Source organism: Hymenobacter sp. BRD67 (assembly GCF_013256425.1).
GTDB lineage: Bacteria > Bacteroidota > Bacteroidia > Cytophagales > Hymenobacteraceae > Hymenobacter.
Map to the genome: position 1 here is coordinate 1,185,478 of NZ_CP053904.1, position 16,611 is coordinate 1,202,088.

Below are 16,611 nucleotides of genomic sequence, written 5' to 3' on the forward strand. Positions count from 1 at the left end.
GCTACTAGTGAACAGTGAGCAATTTTTATGGATAGACCTTTGTTGAAAAAGTCTTTTGACTTTGCGGTTCGCATTATGAAGCTGCATCGACATTTGCAGGTGACGGAAAAAGAGTATATTGTCTCTAAGCAGCTCGTAAGGTCTGGTACATCCATCGGAGCAAATTCGGAAGAAGCCACTGGCGCAATATCAAAAGCCGATTTTACAAGTAAGATTTCCATTGCTTACAAAGAGGCTCGCGAAACCAGTTATTGGTTGCGATTGCTTTACGCCGCCGGATACTTGGACTCTAGGCTTTTTGAATCATTACATCAAGACTGCCAAGAGCTATGTCGCATTTTGTGCGCAATTCTGCGCACCAGCGCCGCGCCTGATTTTTTAACTGTTCATTGCTCCCTGTTCATTGCTCACTACTAGATATCCGTCCGTTCGCGACTATTTCCCATTTGAGCCGACCGACGACCAGGCCGAGTTATTCGTGCAGCTCGACGAGTTTTTGCGCGACCAGCTGCCGGGGCGTAAGGTGTTCGTGCTGCGCGGCTACGCCGGCACCGGCAAAACCACCGTGGTGAGCGCCCTGGTGCAGTGGCTGGGCCGCATGCAGCGCCGCTATGCCCTGATGGCGCCCACCGGCCGCGCCGCCAAGGTGATGAGCGCCTACGCGGGTGTGCCGGCCAGTACCATTCACAAGAAAATATACCGGCAAACCAGCGGCTCGCCCAGCGAGCGCCTCAGCTTTCAGCGCCAGCCCAACCGCCAGGAAGAGACGCTCTTTATCGTGGATGAGGCCTCCATGATTTCGGACGAGAAAGCCTTCGGTGAGAATGGCTTGCTCGATGACCTCATGGGCTTCGTGTTTGAGAAATCGACTAACCGGCTGCTGCTCATCGGCGATACGGCGCAGCTGCCGCCGGTGGGCCAGCTGCTAAGCCCGGCCCTCGACCCCGAGCTGCTGGCCCACCGCTTCCGCGCCCGCGTCGATGGCGTGGAGCTGCGTCAGGTAATGCGCCAGGCCGAGGCATCCGGCATTCTGGTAAACGCCACCGAGCTGCGTGAGGAGCTGCGTCAGGAAGCGCCTAACATTCAGCTGCATACCAAGGGCTTCAAGGACATGTTCAAGATGGGCGGCGACAAGCTGGAAGACGGCCTGCGCTGGGCCTACCGCAACTTCGGGCACGAGAACACGACTATCATTTGCCGCTCCAATCGCAACGCCAATCAGTATAATCAGCTCATTCGACGCACGCTGTTTGAGGCGGAGGAGGAGATTGAGGCCGGCGACTACATCATGGTGGTGCGCAACAACTATTTCTGGCTGCCCAAGGAGTCGGAAATTGGCTTTCTGGCGAACGGCGACTTTTTGGAAATCAAGAAGATAGTTCGGCGCGAAGAAATGTTTGGCTGCCGCTTTGCCCAGGCGCGGGTGCGGCTGGTCGACTACCCCGACGAGCCCGAGATGGAAGTCAAACTGCTGCTCGACACGCTGCATACCGAAAGCCCCTCGCTGCCGCGCGACCAGAACGAGAAGCTTTACCAGGAGATTCTGGCCGACTACGCCCACCTTACCAAAAAGAGCGAGCGCAATGCTGAGATGCGCAAAGACCCGTACCTCAACGCCTTGCAGATAAAATTTGCCTACGCTCTCACCTGCCACAAGGCCCAGGGCGGCCAGTGGCAGGCCGTGTTTGTCGACCACGGCTTTCTTAAGCCCGACGAGCCGGTGGGCGGCGAGTTTGCGCGCTGGCTTTACACGGCCATCACGCGGGCGTCGGAGCGGCTGTTTCTGCTCAATTTTCAGCGGCGACTGCTGTCCGAAGGCGAGGTTGAGGCACTTGAATAAATAAGTGATTGGGAAGTAGAGTTATTGCGGCTGGAGCACGTACTTTCGAGCCGCACTTTCACTTTTCATTCCATTCTTTTTTCTGCGACTTTTATGAAGCACCTTTTATTAGTTTTCGCGCTGCTGCTTACGGCGGGCGCGGCATCGGCTCAAACCCGTGAGATTTATACCAGTCCCAAGTTTAAAGAGCTGGCCAAAGACCACAAAGTATTAGCCATCCTGCCTTTTAAGGCCACCTTGTCGCTGCGGCCTAATGAAGTGGCCAAAAATGGCGGAGCCGAAGGAGTGCACCAGCTGGAGCAGCGCGAAGGACTGAATGTCCAAAGCGCGCTGCAATCCTATTTCCTGAAGCAAAAGCAGGACAAGGACATATCGGTAGACGTGCAGGATATCGCCAAAACCAATGCCTTGCTGGCTAAAAATAACATTACGGCCGAAAAGCTGCCGACCATGACGATGGAAGAGCTAGCCCAGCTGCTGGGGGTTGATGGAATTATCTCGGGTACGTTTGAAAGCTCGCAGCCCTTCTCCAACGGCGCGGCTATCGCCATGACCATGGTGGTGGGTTTCAGCGGCTCGACCAATACCGGCAAGCTCAGCATCAATATCCATGATGGGAAAACGGGCGAGCTGCTGTGGAAATACGACAAAAGCCTCGGGCGTGGCCTGGGCTCCGATACCGGCAGCATTATTACGGTGATTATGCGGAAGGCTTCGCGGCAATTTCCGTATTCTAAGGAATTCAAAAGCTAGCCCGGAGGTTTGTGGGGGTAGCTTCACCGGGCCTCCAGCTAGCGGCGCTAGTTTGGCCGTAGATTTGCCAAGGCCAACTTATCGCTTAAATTTGTTTACTCTCAACAACCCTTTTTAACTTTTACCCTGTCATGACGAAGATGCTGCTGCTGGCCCTGGGCCTCACGTTTGCGGGCACTGCTGCCCACGCCCAGGCTGCCAAGCCTGCCAAAGCCACCGCCAAGCCGGCTGGCCCCCAGATTGAGTTTATGGAGGTGAAGTACGACTTCGGTACCATCAAACAGGGCGACGTGGTCGACCACGTATTTAAATTCAAGAACACCGGCACCCAGCCGCTCGTAATTTCCAACATCGGCGTAAGCTGCGGCTGCACCACGCCTTCGTGGACCAAGGAGCCCGTGCAGCCCGGCAAAACCGGTACCATCTCAGCCAAGTTCAACTCGGCTGGCAAGATGGGCATGCAAACCAAAGTGCTGACTATCGACTCGAACTCGGCCGGTGGCAGCACCACCGTTTCGCTGGTAGGCGAGGTGAAAGAAGCTGCCACGGCTTCGAGCAAGTAAGCCGCCGCTGGGTGCAAGCCACATAAAAAATACCCCGGCTGTTACGGTCGGGGTATTTTTTATGTGCTCTATATAGTAAATTTATAATTTACTTACGGCCAGCAGCAGGCGAATCCAGCCGGCAATCAGCAGCAGGCCGCCCAGCGGGGCTACCGCCCCAAACCTGGTGATGCCCGTGAAGCAGATAGCGTAGAGCGCCCCGCTGAAAATGAGGATGCCACCCAGCCACAGCGCCGCCGTGGTGTCGAGCGGGTCGCGCAGCTCGGGCCGGGCCACGGCCAGCACGCCCACCGCCAGCAGCGCCAGCACGTGGTAAAACTGGTAGCGCACGGCCGTTTCGAAGGTGTCGAGGCGGCCATTGGCCTCTAGCATAGGCCGCAGGCCGTGTGCCCCGAAGGCCCCGATAGCCACGGTGAGGGCGCCGAGTAGCGCCGCTAGCTGAAGAATAAGACGGGGAGACATAGTAGAGAAGGGAAAAAAGAAAACCTGGTTTAAAGTACATCAGTGCTGAACGCCGGGAAGCAGCACGTTCTTTAGCCAGACCCAGCTAGTTAAGGCGTTTGCGCTAAGCTCTGACCGGCAGGTCATCCGAAGAAAAATGGAATGGTAGCAAATCGACCAGGCGCTCGAAGCGCAGCACGGTGCCGGTAGTGCTGGGCAGCAGCAGCCAGATGGGCTGGCCCTGCCGCATCTCGTATTCGAGCATCACCTGGCGGCAGGCCCCGCAGGGCAGGGCGGCGCCGAAATCGCCGGTGGCCGGCCGGCCCGCTACCGACATGCCCACAATGAGCGGCGGGGGGCTGGGCCGGCTCCCCGCCAGCCCAAACAAAGCCGTGCGCTCGGCGCACAGGCCAGAAGGATACGCCGCATTTTCCTGGTTGGTTCCCTGCACGAGGCGGCCATCGGCCAAGAGCAGGGCGGCCCCTACATGGAAGTGCGAGTACGGGGCATAGGAATGGGCCGTGGCGGCGCGGGCGGCGTCCCATACCTGGCGCTCGGTGGGCGTCAGCTGGTCGGGGGTGGTCAGCTCGTGGTAGCGTAGGGTAAGCTGGCGTAGCGTAGAGGGAGCTTCGATAGAGGAGGAGGCAGCCATGGCGGCGGGGTTGAAAATGGGGCGACAAAGAAAGGGAGTAATCCGGCATTTTGGAGTTGCTGTGAAAAGCCCGGCCAGGGCTGGCTGCCAAACGTTGCCTTCCCTGGCCGGTGTACTTTTGCCGCCATGACCCCACCCACCCGTTTGCTCTTGCTCGGGCCGGCCGCTCGGCTTCATCGCTTATTACCTATATTCTGCGCCACGCCCCGGCCGAGCGCTGGTTTCTGACCGTGGCCGATGCCCAGCCGGCCCACCTGGCCCCGTGCTGGCCGCGCACTCGCAGTACGCCCGCGCCGTGCCTTGCGACGCGCAAAACGTGGCGCAGCTGCGCGAGCTGGTAGCCGAGGCCGACGTAGTTATCTCGATGCTGCCGGCGTTTCTGCACCCGGTAGTGGCGCAGGCCTGCCTCGATTTTGGCCGCCACCTGGCCACGGCCAGCTACGTGAGCCCTGAAGTGCAGGCCCTGCACGCGGCGGCGGCAGCGGCCGGTTTGGTTTTTCTGATGGAAAGCGGCCTTGACCCCGGCCTCGACCATATGTCGGCCATGCGGGCCATCGCCCACATTCGGGCGCAGGGCGGGCGCCTGACGGCCTTTACCTCGTACTGCGGCGGGCTGCTCGACCCCGCCTCGGAGGGCGACAACCCCTGGCGCTACAAGTTTACCTGGAACCCGCGCAACGTGGTGCTGGCCGGCCAAAGCACGGCCAAGTACTGGCAGGATAACCACCTGCGGGTCATTCCGTACCAGCAGCTTTTTGCCCGCACCGAGGAAATTCACGTGCCCGGCCACGGCACGTTTGAGGGCTATGCCAACCGCGACTCGCTCAGCTACCGCGCGCCATACGGGCTCGACGGCATCCCAAGCATCCGGCGCGGCACGCTGCGGCGGCTGGGCTACTGCGCCGCCTGGCACGCGCTGGTGCGCCTGGGCCTTACCGACGACGGCGTGCGCCTCGACAACGCGGCCACCCGCACCTGGCACGACGTGGTGGCCGGCTACCTGCCGCAGTGGCCCGCCGCCGGGCAGTCGCTGGCCGCGCTCACCGCCGATTACCTGGGCCTGGACCCTCACGGCCCCGAGCTGGAGCGCCTGGTCTGGCTGGGTATTTTCGAGCAAAAGCCCGTGGGCCGCGCCAATGCCACGCCCGCGCAGCTGCTGGAACACCTGCTGGCCGAGAAATGGCAGCTGGAGCCCCACGACCGCGACATGATAGTGATGCAGCACCGGTTTGACTTTGAGCTGGGGGCTGAAAGCAAGCGGCTTACGTCCTCGCTGGTGGTGCTGGGCGACGATGCCCTGCACACCGCGATGGCCAAAACCGTGGGCCTGCCCCTGGGCATGGCCGTGCGCCGCCTGGCACGGGGCGAAGTTGCGGGCCGGGGCGTCGTTATTCCGACCACTGCTGACCTTTACGAGCCCATTCTGGACGAGCTGGCGACCGACTACGGCATTGCTTTCACGGAGGAGGAAACGCTGGTGGAGCCATTTCCCGCGTAGCGCCGTATGGAACCCGTAGCTGGAGGCTTGGCGCTGCACGCTTACCTGGGGCTGCGGCTGCGCCTGTTGGGCCGGCTGCTGCGCGAAATCGGCTGGCTGCGGCTGGTGCTGGTGGGGCCGCTGCTGGGGCTGGGCCTGCTCCAGGCGCTGGTTACCCTGGGCGGCCACCCGGTGGGGCGCTGGCTGGTGCCGCTGCTCACGGCGGCCAGCATTCTGGGGGCGCACCGGCGGCGGGCCGATGCCCGGTTTCTGGCCATCGCGGCGCCCGACTGCCGGCGCTGGCTGGCGGTAGAATATGGTATTTTATCTATGTTTGTCGTGCTGGGGCTGCTGGCCCGGCGGGCCGGGGGCCGGCCGCACTGACGCTGGGGCTGGCGCCGTTGGTGGCCTGGGTTCCGCCCGGGCGCGCCGACGACGCCACGCGGCACCGCTGGCGCAGTCCGTTTCGCAGCGAGGCCTTTGAGTGGGTAGGCGGTATGCGCGCCAGTAAAGGCTTGTGGCTGTGGCCGCTGCTGCTGGGTGGAGCTACTTGGCAGCGCGCCGCGCCGGGGGTGCCGGTGGCGGCCCTGCTGGTCTGGCTGCTGGTGGTGGGCGCCGGCTACGCCACCCCCGAGCCGCCCACGATGCTGGCCCTGGCCCTGCGCACCCCGCGCCAGTTTTTGCGGCGGCGGCTGGCGCTGGGATTGGGCTACGGGGCGCTCACGGCCGCGCCCTTCCTGGCGCTGCTGGGGGCCGGAACGGCGGGCTGGGGCGCGGCGCTGGCGGTGGGGCTGTTCTGGCTGCTGCTGCTCACGCTGCTTATACTCAGTAAATATGCGTTTTACCCCAACGCCAGCCATATTCGCACCACGCAGGGGCTGGTGCTGGCCGTGAGCCTGCTCGGGGCCTGGCACCCGGCTTACCCGCCGCTGCTGCTGGCAATAGCCGGCGGGCTGGTGTGGCAAAGCCAGCGCCGGCTGCGGGCCGTGCTGGAAACCAACCACTACTCATCGCCGCTACCGGATGCTGGAGATTAGCGACTTACGCAAAGCCTACGGCCGGCATCAGGTGCTGCGCGGGGTGAGCCTGGCCGTGCGGCCGGGCACTATTCACGGGTTGGTGGGGGCGAACGGCGCGGGCAAAACCACGCTCATCAACTGCCTCTACGGCCTGGAAAAAGACTTTGCCGGGCGGGTGCGCGCCACCGAAACAACCCGGCTGGTGCGCGAGGTCACGGGCCTGGTGCCCTACGAGCCATACTTCTACCCGCGCCTGACGGGGCGCGAATACGTAGAATTTTGCGCGCAGGCCCGCGGCCGGCCCGTCCCCGACCTGCGCGGCTGGAACCAGCTACTGGAGCTGCCCCTCAACCAGTACGCCGACGAATACTCGGCCGGCATGAAGAAAAAGCTCGCCCTGCTGGCCGTGCTGGTGCAGGACTTTCCTTATCTGATTCTGGATGAGCCTTTCAACGGCCTCGACCTCGAAGCCAACCTGCTGCTCAAGGAAATTCTTCGGCGCCTGCGCGACCGGGGCACCGGCATATTGCTCACCTCGCACATCCTGAGCACGCTCACCGAGGTGGCCGACGAGGCGACCGTGCTGGTGGGCGGCCAGGTGCAGCGCCACTACCTCGCCGCCGAGTTTGGCACCCTCGAAGCCGACCTGCTGGCCGCCCTGCACGGCGAAAAGCTGGGGCAGCTACGGGAACTGCTTTAGCCTGAGCCGGAGCGCAGTTTCTTTGGCCAGAATAGATTAGATTAGAAACGCTACCTTGGCCTGCCTTTTAGCTGTTATATCCCATGAATTCCCCCGCGCTATCCTACCTCAGCGGCCCCAGCACCACGCCGATGCTGGGCGATACCATTGGTGAAAACCTTCGGCGCACGGTAGCCCGCTTTCCCGAGCAGGAGGCTCTGGTAGTGGTTCACCAAAGCTACCGGGCTACTTATCAGGAATTGTGGGCCCAGACGACGCGGCTAGCCAAGGGCCTGCTGGCGCTCGGCGTGGCGGCCGGCGACCGCGTGGGCTTATGGGCGCCCAACCGCGCCGAGTGGGTTATCACGCAGTTTGGCTCGGCGCGGGTGGGGGCTATTCTGGTCAATATCAACCCTGCCTACCGGGCCGAAGAGCTGAAGCATGCGCTTAACCAATCGGGCTGCCGAGTACTGTTGCTGGCCGCTAAGTTTCGCCAAACCAGCTACGTGCACCTGCTGGCCAGCGTGCGTGCCGAGTGCCCGGCCCTTGAGCATGTCGTGGTGCTCGAAGACGACTGGGAAACCCTGCTGGCCAGCGGCACGGCCATCGCCGACGAGGCGCTGGCCACCCGCGAAGCCAGCTTGCAGTTCGACGACCCTATCAATATTCAGTATACCAGCGGCACCACCGGCTTCCCGAAGGGAGCTACGCTCTCGCACCATAATATTCTGAATAACGGCTTCTTCATCGGCGAAACGCTGCGCTATACCGAAGCCGACCGGGTGTGCATTCCGGTGCCGTTCTACCATTGCTTTGGCATGGTGATTGGCAACCTGGCCTGCGTGTCGCACGGGGCCTGCATGGTCATTCCATCGGAGGCATTTGAGGCGCTGGCGGCCCTGCGTACCGTGCAGGACGAACGCTGCACTTCGCTCTACGGGGTACCCACGATGTTCATTGCCGAGCTGGAGCATCCGGAGTTTAACTCCTTCGATTTTAGCTCGCTACGCACCGGGGTAATGGCCGGCTCGCCCTGCCCCGAGGAGGTAATGAAGCAGGTGCAAACCCGCCTGAACATGCGCCAAGTCACTATTTGCTATGGCATGACCGAAACCTCGCCCGTATCGGCCCAAAGCTACATCGACGACCCGCTGGATAAGCGCGTGAGTACGGTGGGCCACGTGCACCCCCACCTCGAAGTAAAAGTAATTGACCCCGAAACCGGCCACCTCGTGCCGCGTGGCATGCCCGGCGAGCTGTGCACCCGCGGCTACTCGGTGATGCTCGGCTACTGGGAAAACCCACTGGCCACGGCTGCGGCCATCGACGGCGCCCGCTGGATGCACACCGGCGACCTGGCCACCATCGATGCCGAGGGCTACCTCAACATTGTGGGCCGCATCAAAGACCTGATTTTGAGAGGAGGCGATAATATCTACCCGCGTGAGGTCGAGGAGTTTCTCTATACCCACCCGGCCGTAGCCGACGTGCAGGTAATTGGCGTGCCCAGCCTGCGCTATGGCGAAGAAGTAATGGCCTGGGTAAAGCTCAAAGACGGCCACACTGCCTCCGGCACCGACATTGCCGCGTTCTGCCAAAACCGCATTGCCACCAATAAAATCCCGGCCTTCTGGAAGTTTGTAGACAGCTTCCCGATGACGGTGACCGGCAAAATTCAGAAGTACCTCATGCGCGAGCAGGCTATAGCAGAGCTAGGTCTGCAAGCCGCGGCCGCCGTAAAAACGGCGTAGCGCAAACGGCGAAGCCCCACGCTACAGTGCCAGATAAAACCCCGCCAGCAACGCCCGAAAGGCTTCCGAATAAGTGCCATTGGCTGTTTGAATAATCAGCTTTGCCTCGGGCACTGCGGCCGGGCAATTGGCCCCAAGCTGGCTGATGCAGCGCGTAGCGCGCCCGCCCGGCCGGTGCCGCACCGTCAGCCGGGCCTGCTCGGCCAGGCCGCCGGCCCGCGCTTCGCCGGCAAACTGCTGCATCTCGGGTGGGGGCAGCAGCACCGTGAGCGAGCCGCCTGGGAGCAGGTGGCTTGCCGCGAAGCCGATAAGCTCGCCAAATGGGAGCGAGTCCGCGCTTTCGTGGCGTGCCGTGGCGCGGGCCGCTACGGGCGGGGCCAGGCTGCGCCGAAAAAACGGCGGGTTGCAGATAATATGGCTGAAAGGCGCCGGCTGGCTGGCCGCGTAAGCCGCCAGACTCAGCGGCCGCACGGCCACGCGGTTGGGCCAGGGGCTGGCCGCCACGTTGGCCGCCGCCTGGGCGGCGGCGGCCGGGTCAATCTCGATTGCTTCAATCGTGGCCTGGGGCGCCCGCTGGGCGGCCATCAGGGCCAGCAGGCCGGTCCCGGTGCCAATATCCAGCACGCGGGTGGCTGCGCGAAGGTCGGCCACGGCGCCAAGCAGGCAGGCATCGGTGCTCACCTTCTGGGCACAGGCAGCTTGCTCGATGCGGAACTGCTGAAATTGGAAATAGTCGTTAGCCAAGGGGAAGGTTCGAAATAAGGGGCGTCGCACGAGGCTTCACCGGAATCCAGATTTCTTCCTCGGCAGCCGGGTCGTCGGGGCGATAGTGGGCACTCAGCACCTCAAAATGGGGGCGGTCGTCCAGCTCGTAGGCCGAGGCCGGGAGCCAGTCCAGCAGGATGTAGCGAAACACGGTAGGGCCGCCGCTGGCGGGGCCTTTATAGTCAAATACGGCGTAGCGGCCGGCCGGCAACACCAGCAGCTCTAAATCGACAGGCACTTCTTGCGGGTGGGCCACGGCCACGGCGGCCCACTTCTCAAAGGTCGCCTCGGGGCGAAACGAACGGAAATAAGTCGCGTCGTACACCTGCACTGAATACCGCGCGGAGCCACTGGCAAACGGCCGCGCCCGCAGCCGCTGCCCGAAATCTCGCCAAAGCGTAGCCGTCGTGTCGGCCAGCAGCGACAGGCACTGGCGCTGGCCGGCCAGCAGGGTTTCAGAAAGCGTTTCGAGGCGGGGCTGCATGAATAATTCTTGGCTGGCCAAACTCGCGCTAAGTGGTGATAGAAATTTTGAGAGTTATAGTGCCTTTTGTGAAAGATGCTTGAGTCTTACAATCTGGTCTACTACTAACAATTTCTCATTTTCTAATAAATTACTAAAGAAAAATATTTCTTTATCTTGATAATTAAAAGATATTTCACCTGTTGTCATTTTGAAAATCAGTAATAAATTAAGTCGAATATTAAACTGTATTTTATCATAGAGTGGTAAATTACTCCAATCTAACTTTCGGACAAAATCAATACTATCAAGCTGGTAAGAGTTGGATTTAATCCAAAAGGTACCTTTTCTTTTTAATGTGATAAGATGATTTTCAACAATTAATTCCTCCGTTCCATTTACTAGCCATAAAAATTGTCTGAAGGCCAGAAGGCCAATAATTGGATGAACAAGAAAAAATACTACTACAAAATCAGTAGTAATATTCACCTGTTTGCTACAAAGCTCGATTATGCCTGATAGCAGTAGCAAGCTTGCGAATGCGGTGAAAACAATGGAGATAAGAGTATTCCTGGACGTATTAGAAGCAATGAATTGATTGTCTGAAATCTCGTAATAAAAACTTCTTCTTGGAATACTTATTACAAATAATTTGCTGTATTGGTACTGCAATTCCAGCAGTGTATTCTTGAGTGTATTCATTAGAGGTAGATAATTTAAAAATATTAATGTTATATGTAAATATTTTAAAGCTACCCCTGCGCCTCATACCCCTCATCCACCAGCAGCCCTTTGCCGAGCGCGCTCTGCACGGCCAGCACGTCGCAGCGCTCATTTTCGGCGTGGCCGGCGTGGCCTTTTATCCACTTGAAGGAAACCTTCCGGTTTTGGTACACGCGCAGGAAACGGCGCCACAGGTCCTCGTTGGCTTTTTTGCCGAAATCGGGCTTCTGGGCCCAATTGAACACCCACTTTTTTTCCACAGCATCGACCACGTACTTGGAGTCGGACACGACTAGGATGGGAATTTCGGGGCGCGTTACGGCTTCCAGGCCCACAATCACGGCCAGCAGCTCCATGCGGTTGTTGGTGGTGCGGCGGAAGCCCTGGCTCAGCTCCTTTTCGTGGGGCCGTAGCGCAGGATGGTGCCGTAGCCGCCGGGGCCGGGATTGCCCCGGCTCGACCCATCGGTAAACAGCGTTATCATGCGCGGATACCTTCAAAGAACTGCACCAGCGCCTCAAACGCCGCATCGGGCACGGCCGGGAAGTTGGCAATGCGCAGGCTGGTGGCCTTGTGGTCGCCGTAGCCCGAGCCCAGGTGCAGGCCGGCCTCGTCGCGGGCGCGGCGCTTCACTTCCTCCACGAGAGCCGCCGGGCCCTGCAGGCCGATAACGGTAGTGGAGCGGGCGTCGAGGTTCTCCACGAGTGGGCGCAGGCCCAGCGGCTGCACCTGTTCGAAGTAGTCGTAGAGCTTCTGGGCGCGCTCATGCAGGTGCGGCGCGATGGTTTTAATAGTATCGCGGGCTTGCAGCACGCGGCTCAGCAGGTAGATGCCCAGCACATTGGGCGTGTGGGTAGTCTGATAGTTGAGCATCTGCTTCACCATCGCGTTCAGGCTGTTGTAGTGCGCGTTATCGCCCACCTCGCGGGCGCGGGCCACGGCGCGCGGCGAGAGCACTAGTAGGCCGAGGCCGGCGGGCAAGCCCAGGCACTTCTGCACCGAGGCGTACCAAATATCTGCTTTTATGAATTTAAGCGCTACGCCGCCCAGCGACGACGTGGCATCGACGGCCAGCAGTGCGGGGCCAAGGCGGTTAAATGTATTGAGAATGAAGCTGTCGCGCAACTGGGTGGCCGTGCTGGTTTCGTTCTGGGTTATGCAAACCAGGTCAGTTTCCTCCGCGTTGAAGGGCAGGGTGGCCGGGTCGGGCACGTCGTTGAGGTCGAAGCGCAGGCCGGTGCAGCCGGGCCGCAGGGCACGGGCATAGTCAAACCACTTTTGCCCAAACGACCCGTTGTAGAGGTGAAACGAGCGGCGTGGGGTCAGGCTCTGGGCCAGAATTTCCCAGCACTCGGTAGCCGACGAGGTAAACAGAATGGTATAGTCCTGCGGGATATTGAGCTTGAGGCGGGCCTGGTCGAGGCAGTGGCGCACCAGGCCCGTGAAGCGCTCGGAGCGGTGCGGAACCGATAGCCAGCCTTCCTCAAAGGCATCGGCCAGATACTGGCGCACTTCGGGATACACTGCCGAAGGACCGGGATTGAAGGTATAAGTCGGGAGGGTTGCCATGGGGCAAAGGTAGGGCGATGAAAAGCGGTGCGAAGTGCCCTGGGCAACGAATGGCAGCAGCAAAAGCGTGCTACGGTTGGCAGAATATGCCTTTTTGTGCGAGCTGGGCTACTTTGTCACCTCCAGCCGCAGGTGGCAGGCGCTGGGGCCGCCCGTCCATTCCAGCAGGTAAAGGCCGGTGGGCACCCCGGCCAGCGGCAGGTCGAAAGCGGCCTGCCCGGCCGGAGCACGCAGGGTAGCCAGGCAGCGGCCCGTGGCATCGAGCAGGCGTACCTGCGCCGTGGCACCGGCAGCCAGCGGTCCGCTCAGGTGAATGGTGCCCGCCGCCGGGTTTGGATAAGCAACCAGCTCGGTAGCCACCCCTGCTACCATCACCTCCGGCGAAAAAGCTACGTGCCCATCGAGGTCGAGCTGGCGCAGGCGGTAAGCGCGGGTGCCGGCCAGGGGCCGGGCATCGCGGGCACTGTACTGGTGCAGGCTAGGCGTAGTGCCGGCCGCCGCCACGCGCACCACGGGCTGCCAGGCACTGCCCGGCTGGTCGTCCTGGCTCTCTACGATAAAGGCGGCGCTTTGCTGCTCCGAAGCCGTGGTCCAGTTCACGAGCGTGCCCTGGCCGGGCTGGTAGTGGGCCGTAAAGGTCATCAGCACCACCGGCAGCGGGCAGCCGGCAGTGCTGGGCGTGAAGGCCATACTGGTGCACAGCTGAGCTGGCGCAATACTGGTGCTGTAAGCAATAACGTCCTTGCCGCCCGCAATATCAGTTGGTCCGTCCAGCGTGCGCTTGGCCTCGCCGTTGGCAATGGCGTAGTTCATAACCCCCGTACTGGAGATGATGTGAGTAAGCTGCTCGCCGTGGCCCTGCTCGTGCAGGGCTACGCTCGGGAAATCATATTCCTGAAAGCTGGGCTGCGTGGTCGGGTCGTAGTGCCAGTTGTAAGCCGGGTGGGTGGGGTGGCATTCGGGTTCGCCGGAATGGGCACGGGCGTGTACGAATAGTCGGTTTCATCGAGCCGAAAGTTGGTACTGCTGCCGGTGCAGCCACTGTAGTAAGAGTACGTGACGCCCAACACGCCGGTGCCCAGCTCGGCGCTCCCCGCAAAGCGCACCACGTTCACGCCGTCGCGGGCTGCTACATCGCTGGGGGCCGGCGTAGTGCTCATGGTGCGGTTCATGCCGGTCTGGCAGTGCCAGCTGGTGAGGGCCTGCTCAAACGCGGGCTTGGCCACGGCCGGAAAGCTGCTGGCGTATTGCAGCGTATAGCCGCCCATGCCGTCGGTACCGATAAGATGCACGCGGTAGGTAGTACCGCTCGAATTAACGTTGATAAGCGCATAAGTTACCGTAAGCGCGCTGGGGCTGGTGGCCACCAGCGTACCCGTGTTGTCGAGGGCTACCTGAAACTGGCCGGTGCCGGCTGTGTTGCCCGACGCACTTTCCGACGGCACGCGCACCACAATCTGGTTGTCGGTCCAGCTCAGGTAGTCGCTGGGCAGGGGCTGGGTGTAGCTTGTTCCGCCATCGTCGGCGTTGGGAAACTGCACGTAGCCGGTGCCACGCGCGGCCCCGAAGCCGCTGCCCGTAATAGTGAGCACGCCCGTAGAGCTGCTCGACGTGCTGGTGCTCGTGCCCGCCGTCACCGCTGTCGGCGAAAAGCTGCTGATGGTTGGGGCCACGGCTTGCAGGGCGCTCGTCTGGCGGCGGGTAGCCCGCTGGCTGGCGGCTCCGGACAGGCTGCTATTGGCTTGCAGCTCCTGGTATGTGGTGCCGGCGCTGGCGATTATCGCATTATATAGATTATTTCTAATATTGTCGTACTGCCCGAATGGCTCCGATGCTGTGAGGGTAGTCAGGTCGTACCGGATAAAACCCTGCGGGCCGGCATAAGCCCGCAGCTCGCCCGGCTGGGTCGGGTCGGCTTCGAGCATAAAAATGCCCTGTTGGCCCGCTTGCAGTTGCAGCGTGCCGCTGGCAACTTCGCGCTGGGTTCCCAGCGTGCCGCCCACGGTAAGCAGGCTCAAAGGCCCGGCGGGCAGCTGCCCCCGGAATACCTTAAATACGTCGAGTGTGCTGCGGGTTACGATATGACCATTGACGCCCTGCTCGGGCTGCTGGCTGCTGACGCGGGCCTCTACTACCAAGGCGGCTTGCTGCACGCGCTGGGCCAGGGGCACGGGTACCAGCAGGCAGGTGCTTTGGGCCGCAGCCAGCAGCGGTAGGGCCCCCAGTAAAAGTAGCAGCAGGCCCGAGCGGACCGAAAGTAACGGGTGTTGCACGCAGAAAGAACTCAATGTTGACAGATACTTCCGGCAAATTTACAGTCGCCGCTAGCTTGCACCGAGCGGTTAAGTAGTTCCGGCCAGAAACCCATTTGCAATTTAGTTCCGCCAGCTACTACCGACGGAAGCCCACCGGCCGCGGCCGCTGGCTAAGCAGGTAGTGCAGCGCCAGGCGGTAGCTTTCGAGCCCGAAGCCGGCGATGCTGCCCACGCAGTGCTTGCCGATAAAGCTTTGGTGGCGAAAGTCTTCGCGGCCGGCCAGGTTGCTCAGATGCACCTCAATTACGGGCAGCCCCGCGCCGGCCGCGGCCGCTACGGCATCGCCGAGCGCCACGCTGGTGTGCGTAAAGCCGCCGGCGTTCAGCACCACGGCCTGGCTGGCGGCTTCAGTGCCGGCCTCGCCCCAGCCGGCCGCCGCGTGCAGGCGGTCGAGGAGCGCGCCCTCGTGGTTGCTCTGAAACGAGGTGAGGGTGAGGTCGGGAAAATCAGCCTGCAGCTCGGGCAAAAAGTCTTCGAACGAGCGTGTGCCGTAAATGTGGGGCTCGCGCCGGCCCAGCAGGTTGAGGTTAGGGCCGTTGAGAAGTAAGATATTCATATAACTTAATAAAATTTCCGTCATTGCGCGTGCGGCGGGGCAATCGCCGCAGAGCGACTACGTTTGTGGTAGTCTTGTTCGGGCAGAATTGTTCTGCGGCGATTGCAGCGCTGCGCTCGCCAGAATCGACGTTTTTGCATTCCCCATGAATTGGCCGCAAGCTATAAAACAATTTGACGGCTACCTGCGCCTCGAAAAATCGCTCTCGCCCAACTCGGTCGAAGCCTACGTGCGCGACGTGCGTAAGCTACAGCAGTGGCTGGAGCTGGAAAAGCTCAAGGCTGGCCCGCTGCAAGTAACTACGCGCCTGCTGCGCGATTTTCTGGCCGCCCTCACCGAGCTGGGGTTATCGTCGACCTCGCAGGCGCGGACGCTCTCGGGCATCAAGGCCTTCTATGAGTTTCTCATCATGGAAGACCTGCTCAGAATCGACCCTACCGATACGCTGGAGTCGCCCAAGGCCGGCCGCCACCTGCCCGACACGCTTTCGTATCCCGATATCGAAAATCTGCTTGGCGCTATCGACCTCAGCACCAGCGAGGGCCTGCGCAGCCGAGCCGTACTGGAGGTGCTCTATTCTTCGGGCCTGCGCGTGAGCGAGCTCTGCGACCTGAAGCTCTCAAACCTCTATTTTGAGCAGGGCTTTATGCGGGTGCTGGGCAAGGGTAATAAGGAGCGGCTGGTGCCGATTGGGCGCGAAGCTGTGAAGCACCTGCACTTTTACCTCGGCGGCGTGCGCCAGCACCTGGTGGTGCAGCCGGGCAACGAGGATATTGTGTTTCTGAGTATGCGCGGCAAGCAGCTCTCGCGCATCACGGTGTTTACGACCATTAAAAAGCTGGCCGAGCTGGCCGGGCTGCGCCAGACTATTAGTCCGCACACGCTGCGGCACTCCTTTGCTACGCACCTGCTCGAAGGCGGGGCCGACCTGCGGGCAGTGCAGGAAATGCTGGGCCATGCCTCCATCACGACCACCGAAATCTACACTCACCTCGACCGCGACTACCTGCGGCAGGTCATGACGGAGTTTCATCCGCGCAGCTAG

20 protein-coding genes and 1 pseudogene are annotated in these 16,611 nt (G+C 61.3%); 11 read left to right on the forward strand and 10 right to left on the reverse strand.

Annotated elements, in window-relative coordinates:
* Positions 1 to 27 precede the first annotated feature (27 nt).
* The 4 genes from GKZ67_RS05460 (at position 28) to GKZ67_RS05475 (ending at position 3,156) form a co-directional block, all read left to right on the forward strand.
* A complete protein-coding gene (locus GKZ67_RS05460) occupies positions 28 to 417 on the forward strand; it encodes a four helix bundle protein (RefSeq protein ID WP_173241470.1) in 390 nt (129 codons plus the stop codon).
* A complete protein-coding gene (locus GKZ67_RS05465) occupies positions 404 to 1,840 on the forward strand; it encodes an ATP-dependent RecD-like DNA helicase (protein ID WP_173241471.1) in 1,437 nt (478 codons plus the stop codon). The genes GKZ67_RS05460 and GKZ67_RS05465 overlap by 14 nt, the downstream gene beginning before the upstream one ends.
* A gap of 93 nt (positions 1,841 to 1,933) precedes the next feature.
* The gene (locus GKZ67_RS05470) at positions 1,934 to 2,593 is read left to right on the forward strand and encodes a hypothetical protein (protein WP_173241472.1); all 660 of its coding nucleotides are present in this window, start codon (positions 1,934 to 1,936) and stop codon (positions 2,591 to 2,593) included.
* A gap of 131 nt (positions 2,594 to 2,724) precedes the next feature.
* Positions 2,725 to 3,156 (forward strand): DUF1573 domain-containing protein, encoded by a 432-nt coding sequence (locus GKZ67_RS05475; protein ID WP_173241473.1) that lies wholly within the window; start codon positions 2,725 to 2,727, stop codon positions 3,154 to 3,156.
* A gap of 81 nt (positions 3,157 to 3,237) precedes the next feature.
* On the opposite strand, the gene GKZ67_RS05480 is transcribed toward GKZ67_RS05475, so the two are convergent.
* Both GKZ67_RS05480 and GKZ67_RS05485 read right to left on the reverse strand, forming a co-directional pair.
* Positions 3,238 to 3,618, reverse strand: a complete 381-nt coding sequence (locus GKZ67_RS05480; protein WP_173241474.1) for a DUF423 domain-containing protein — start codon at positions 3,616 to 3,618, stop codon at positions 3,238 to 3,240.
* A 103-nt stretch (positions 3,619 to 3,721) separates the two neighbouring features.
* The gene (locus GKZ67_RS05485) at positions 3,722 to 4,249 is read right to left on the reverse strand and encodes a cytidine deaminase (RefSeq protein WP_173241475.1); all 528 of its coding nucleotides are present in this window, start codon (positions 4,247 to 4,249) and stop codon (positions 3,722 to 3,724) included.
* Between the two features lie 110 nt (positions 4,250 to 4,359).
* On the opposite strand from GKZ67_RS05485, the gene GKZ67_RS23075 reads away from it, so the two are divergent.
* From GKZ67_RS23075 to GKZ67_RS05510, 6 genes are all read left to right on the forward strand, one after another.
* Entirely contained in the window at positions 4,360 to 4,590 is a 231-nt protein-coding gene (locus GKZ67_RS23075; protein WP_254245078.1) for a hypothetical protein, read from the forward strand.
* Positions 4,512 to 5,747 carry a saccharopine dehydrogenase C-terminal domain-containing protein gene (locus GKZ67_RS05490; RefSeq protein ID WP_254245079.1) on the forward strand — a complete coding sequence of 412 codons (1,236 nt, stop codon included), beginning with the start codon at positions 4,512 to 4,514 and terminating at the stop codon, positions 5,745 to 5,747. The genes GKZ67_RS23075 and GKZ67_RS05490 overlap by 79 nt, the downstream gene beginning before the upstream one ends.
* A gap of 6 nt (positions 5,748 to 5,753) precedes the next feature.
* On the forward strand, positions 5,754 to 6,110 hold the full coding sequence (locus tag GKZ67_RS05495; protein WP_173241476.1) for a hypothetical protein: 357 nt from the start codon (positions 5,754 to 5,756) through the stop codon (positions 6,108 to 6,110).
* Positions 6,111 to 6,127: 17 nt separating this feature from the next.
* Positions 6,128 to 6,763 (forward strand): hypothetical protein, encoded by a 636-nt coding sequence (locus tag GKZ67_RS05500; protein ID WP_173241477.1) that lies wholly within the window; start codon positions 6,128 to 6,130, stop codon positions 6,761 to 6,763.
* The gene (locus GKZ67_RS05505) at positions 6,750 to 7,445 is read left to right on the forward strand and encodes an ATP-binding cassette domain-containing protein (RefSeq protein ID WP_173241478.1); all 696 of its coding nucleotides are present in this window, start codon (positions 6,750 to 6,752) and stop codon (positions 7,443 to 7,445) included. Before GKZ67_RS05500 ends, GKZ67_RS05505 begins: the two co-directional genes overlap by 14 nt.
* A gap of 83 nt (positions 7,446 to 7,528) precedes the next feature.
* The gene (locus GKZ67_RS05510) at positions 7,529 to 9,175 is read left to right on the forward strand and encodes an AMP-binding protein (RefSeq protein ID WP_173241479.1); all 1,647 of its coding nucleotides are present in this window, start codon (positions 7,529 to 7,531) and stop codon (positions 9,173 to 9,175) included.
* Between the two features lie 21 nt (positions 9,176 to 9,196).
* On the opposite strand, the gene GKZ67_RS05515 is transcribed toward GKZ67_RS05510, so the two are convergent.
* The 8 genes and pseudogenes from GKZ67_RS05515 to GKZ67_RS05550 all read right to left on the reverse strand — a co-directional run bounded on the left by GKZ67_RS05515 (position 9,197) and on the right by GKZ67_RS05550 (position 15,566).
* Positions 9,197 to 9,919: a tRNA1(Val) (adenine(37)-N6)-methyltransferase gene (locus GKZ67_RS05515; RefSeq protein ID WP_173241480.1), complete on the reverse strand. Its 723-nt coding sequence runs from the start codon at positions 9,917 to 9,919 to the stop codon at positions 9,197 to 9,199.
* On the reverse strand, positions 9,912 to 10,424 hold the full coding sequence (locus GKZ67_RS05520) for a GyrI-like domain-containing protein (RefSeq protein ID WP_173241481.1): 513 nt from the start codon (positions 10,422 to 10,424) through the stop codon (positions 9,912 to 9,914). The genes GKZ67_RS05515 and GKZ67_RS05520 overlap by 8 nt, the downstream gene beginning before the upstream one ends.
* Before the next feature lie 54 nt (positions 10,425 to 10,478).
* Positions 10,479 to 11,105, reverse strand: coding sequence for a hypothetical protein (locus GKZ67_RS05525; protein ID WP_173241482.1), 627 nt, complete (start codon positions 11,103 to 11,105; stop codon positions 10,479 to 10,481).
* 50 nt (positions 11,106 to 11,155) lie between these two features.
* Positions 11,156 to 11,610, reverse strand: a pseudogene (locus GKZ67_RS05530) (ribonuclease H).
* Positions 11,607 to 12,695, reverse strand: coding sequence for an aminotransferase class V-fold PLP-dependent enzyme (locus tag GKZ67_RS05535; protein ID WP_173241483.1), 1,089 nt, complete (start codon positions 12,693 to 12,695; stop codon positions 11,607 to 11,609). The pseudogene GKZ67_RS05530 and the gene GKZ67_RS05535 overlap by 4 nt, the downstream one beginning before the upstream one ends.
* A gap of 108 nt (positions 12,696 to 12,803) precedes the next feature.
* Positions 12,804 to 13,508, reverse strand: coding sequence for a T9SS type A sorting domain-containing protein (locus tag GKZ67_RS05540; RefSeq protein WP_173241484.1), 705 nt, complete (start codon positions 13,506 to 13,508; stop codon positions 12,804 to 12,806).
* A gap of 59 nt (positions 13,509 to 13,567) precedes the next feature.
* Complete coding sequence (locus GKZ67_RS05545) at positions 13,568 to 14,968, reverse strand: IPT/TIG domain-containing protein (RefSeq protein ID WP_173241485.1); 1,401 nt, start codon at positions 14,966 to 14,968, stop codon at positions 13,568 to 13,570.
* A gap of 118 nt (positions 14,969 to 15,086) precedes the next feature.
* Entirely contained in the window at positions 15,087 to 15,566 is a 480-nt protein-coding gene (locus GKZ67_RS05550) for a type II 3-dehydroquinate dehydratase (RefSeq protein ID WP_173241486.1), read from the reverse strand.
* Between the two features lie 145 nt (positions 15,567 to 15,711).
* Between GKZ67_RS05550 and xerD the strand changes: the two genes are divergently transcribed.
* The gene (gene xerD, locus GKZ67_RS05555) at positions 15,712 to 16,611 is read left to right on the forward strand and encodes a site-specific tyrosine recombinase XerD (protein WP_173241487.1); all 900 of its coding nucleotides are present in this window, start codon (positions 15,712 to 15,714) and stop codon (positions 16,609 to 16,611) included.

Coding starts and splice junctions, on each gene's coding strand:
- GKZ67_RS05460 (WP_173241470.1), top strand. CDS start 28: ATGGATAGACCTTTGTTGAAAAAGTCTTTTGACTTTGCGGTTCGCATT.
- GKZ67_RS05470 (WP_173241472.1), top strand. CDS start 1,934: ATGAAGCACCTTTTATTAGTTTTCGCGCTGCTGCTTACGGCGGGCGCG.
- GKZ67_RS05475 (WP_173241473.1), top strand. CDS start 2,725: ATGACGAAGATGCTGCTGCTGGCCCTGGGCCTCACGTTTGCGGGCACT.
- GKZ67_RS05480 (WP_173241474.1), bottom strand. CDS start 3,618: ATGTCTCCCCGTCTTATTCTTCAGCTAGCGGCGCTACTCGGCGCCCTC.
- GKZ67_RS05485 (WP_173241475.1), bottom strand. CDS start 4,249: ATGGCTGCCTCCTCCTCTATCGAAGCTCCCTCTACGCTACGCCAGCTT.
- GKZ67_RS05495 (WP_173241476.1), top strand. CDS start 5,754: ATGGAACCCGTAGCTGGAGGCTTGGCGCTGCACGCTTACCTGGGGCTG.
- GKZ67_RS05505 (WP_173241478.1), top strand. CDS start 6,750: ATGCTGGAGATTAGCGACTTACGCAAAGCCTACGGCCGGCATCAGGTG.
- GKZ67_RS05510 (WP_173241479.1), top strand. CDS start 7,529: ATGAATTCCCCCGCGCTATCCTACCTCAGCGGCCCCAGCACCACGCCG.
- GKZ67_RS05520 (WP_173241481.1), bottom strand. CDS start 10,424: ATGCAGCCCCGCCTCGAAACGCTTTCTGAAACCCTGCTGGCCGGCCAG.
- GKZ67_RS05525 (WP_173241482.1), bottom strand. CDS start 11,105: ATGAATACACTCAAGAATACACTGCTGGAATTGCAGTACCAATACAGC.
- GKZ67_RS05535 (WP_173241483.1), bottom strand. CDS start 12,695: ATGGCAACCCTCCCGACTTATACCTTCAATCCCGGTCCTTCGGCAGTG.
- GKZ67_RS05540 (WP_173241484.1), bottom strand. CDS start 13,508: ATGAACTACGCCATTGCCAACGGCGAGGCCAAGCGCACGCTGGACGGA.
- GKZ67_RS05550 (WP_173241486.1), bottom strand. CDS start 15,566: ATGAATATCTTACTTCTCAACGGCCCTAACCTCAACCTGCTGGGCCGG.
- xerD (WP_173241487.1), top strand. CDS start 15,712: ATGAATTGGCCGCAAGCTATAAAACAATTTGACGGCTACCTGCGCCTC.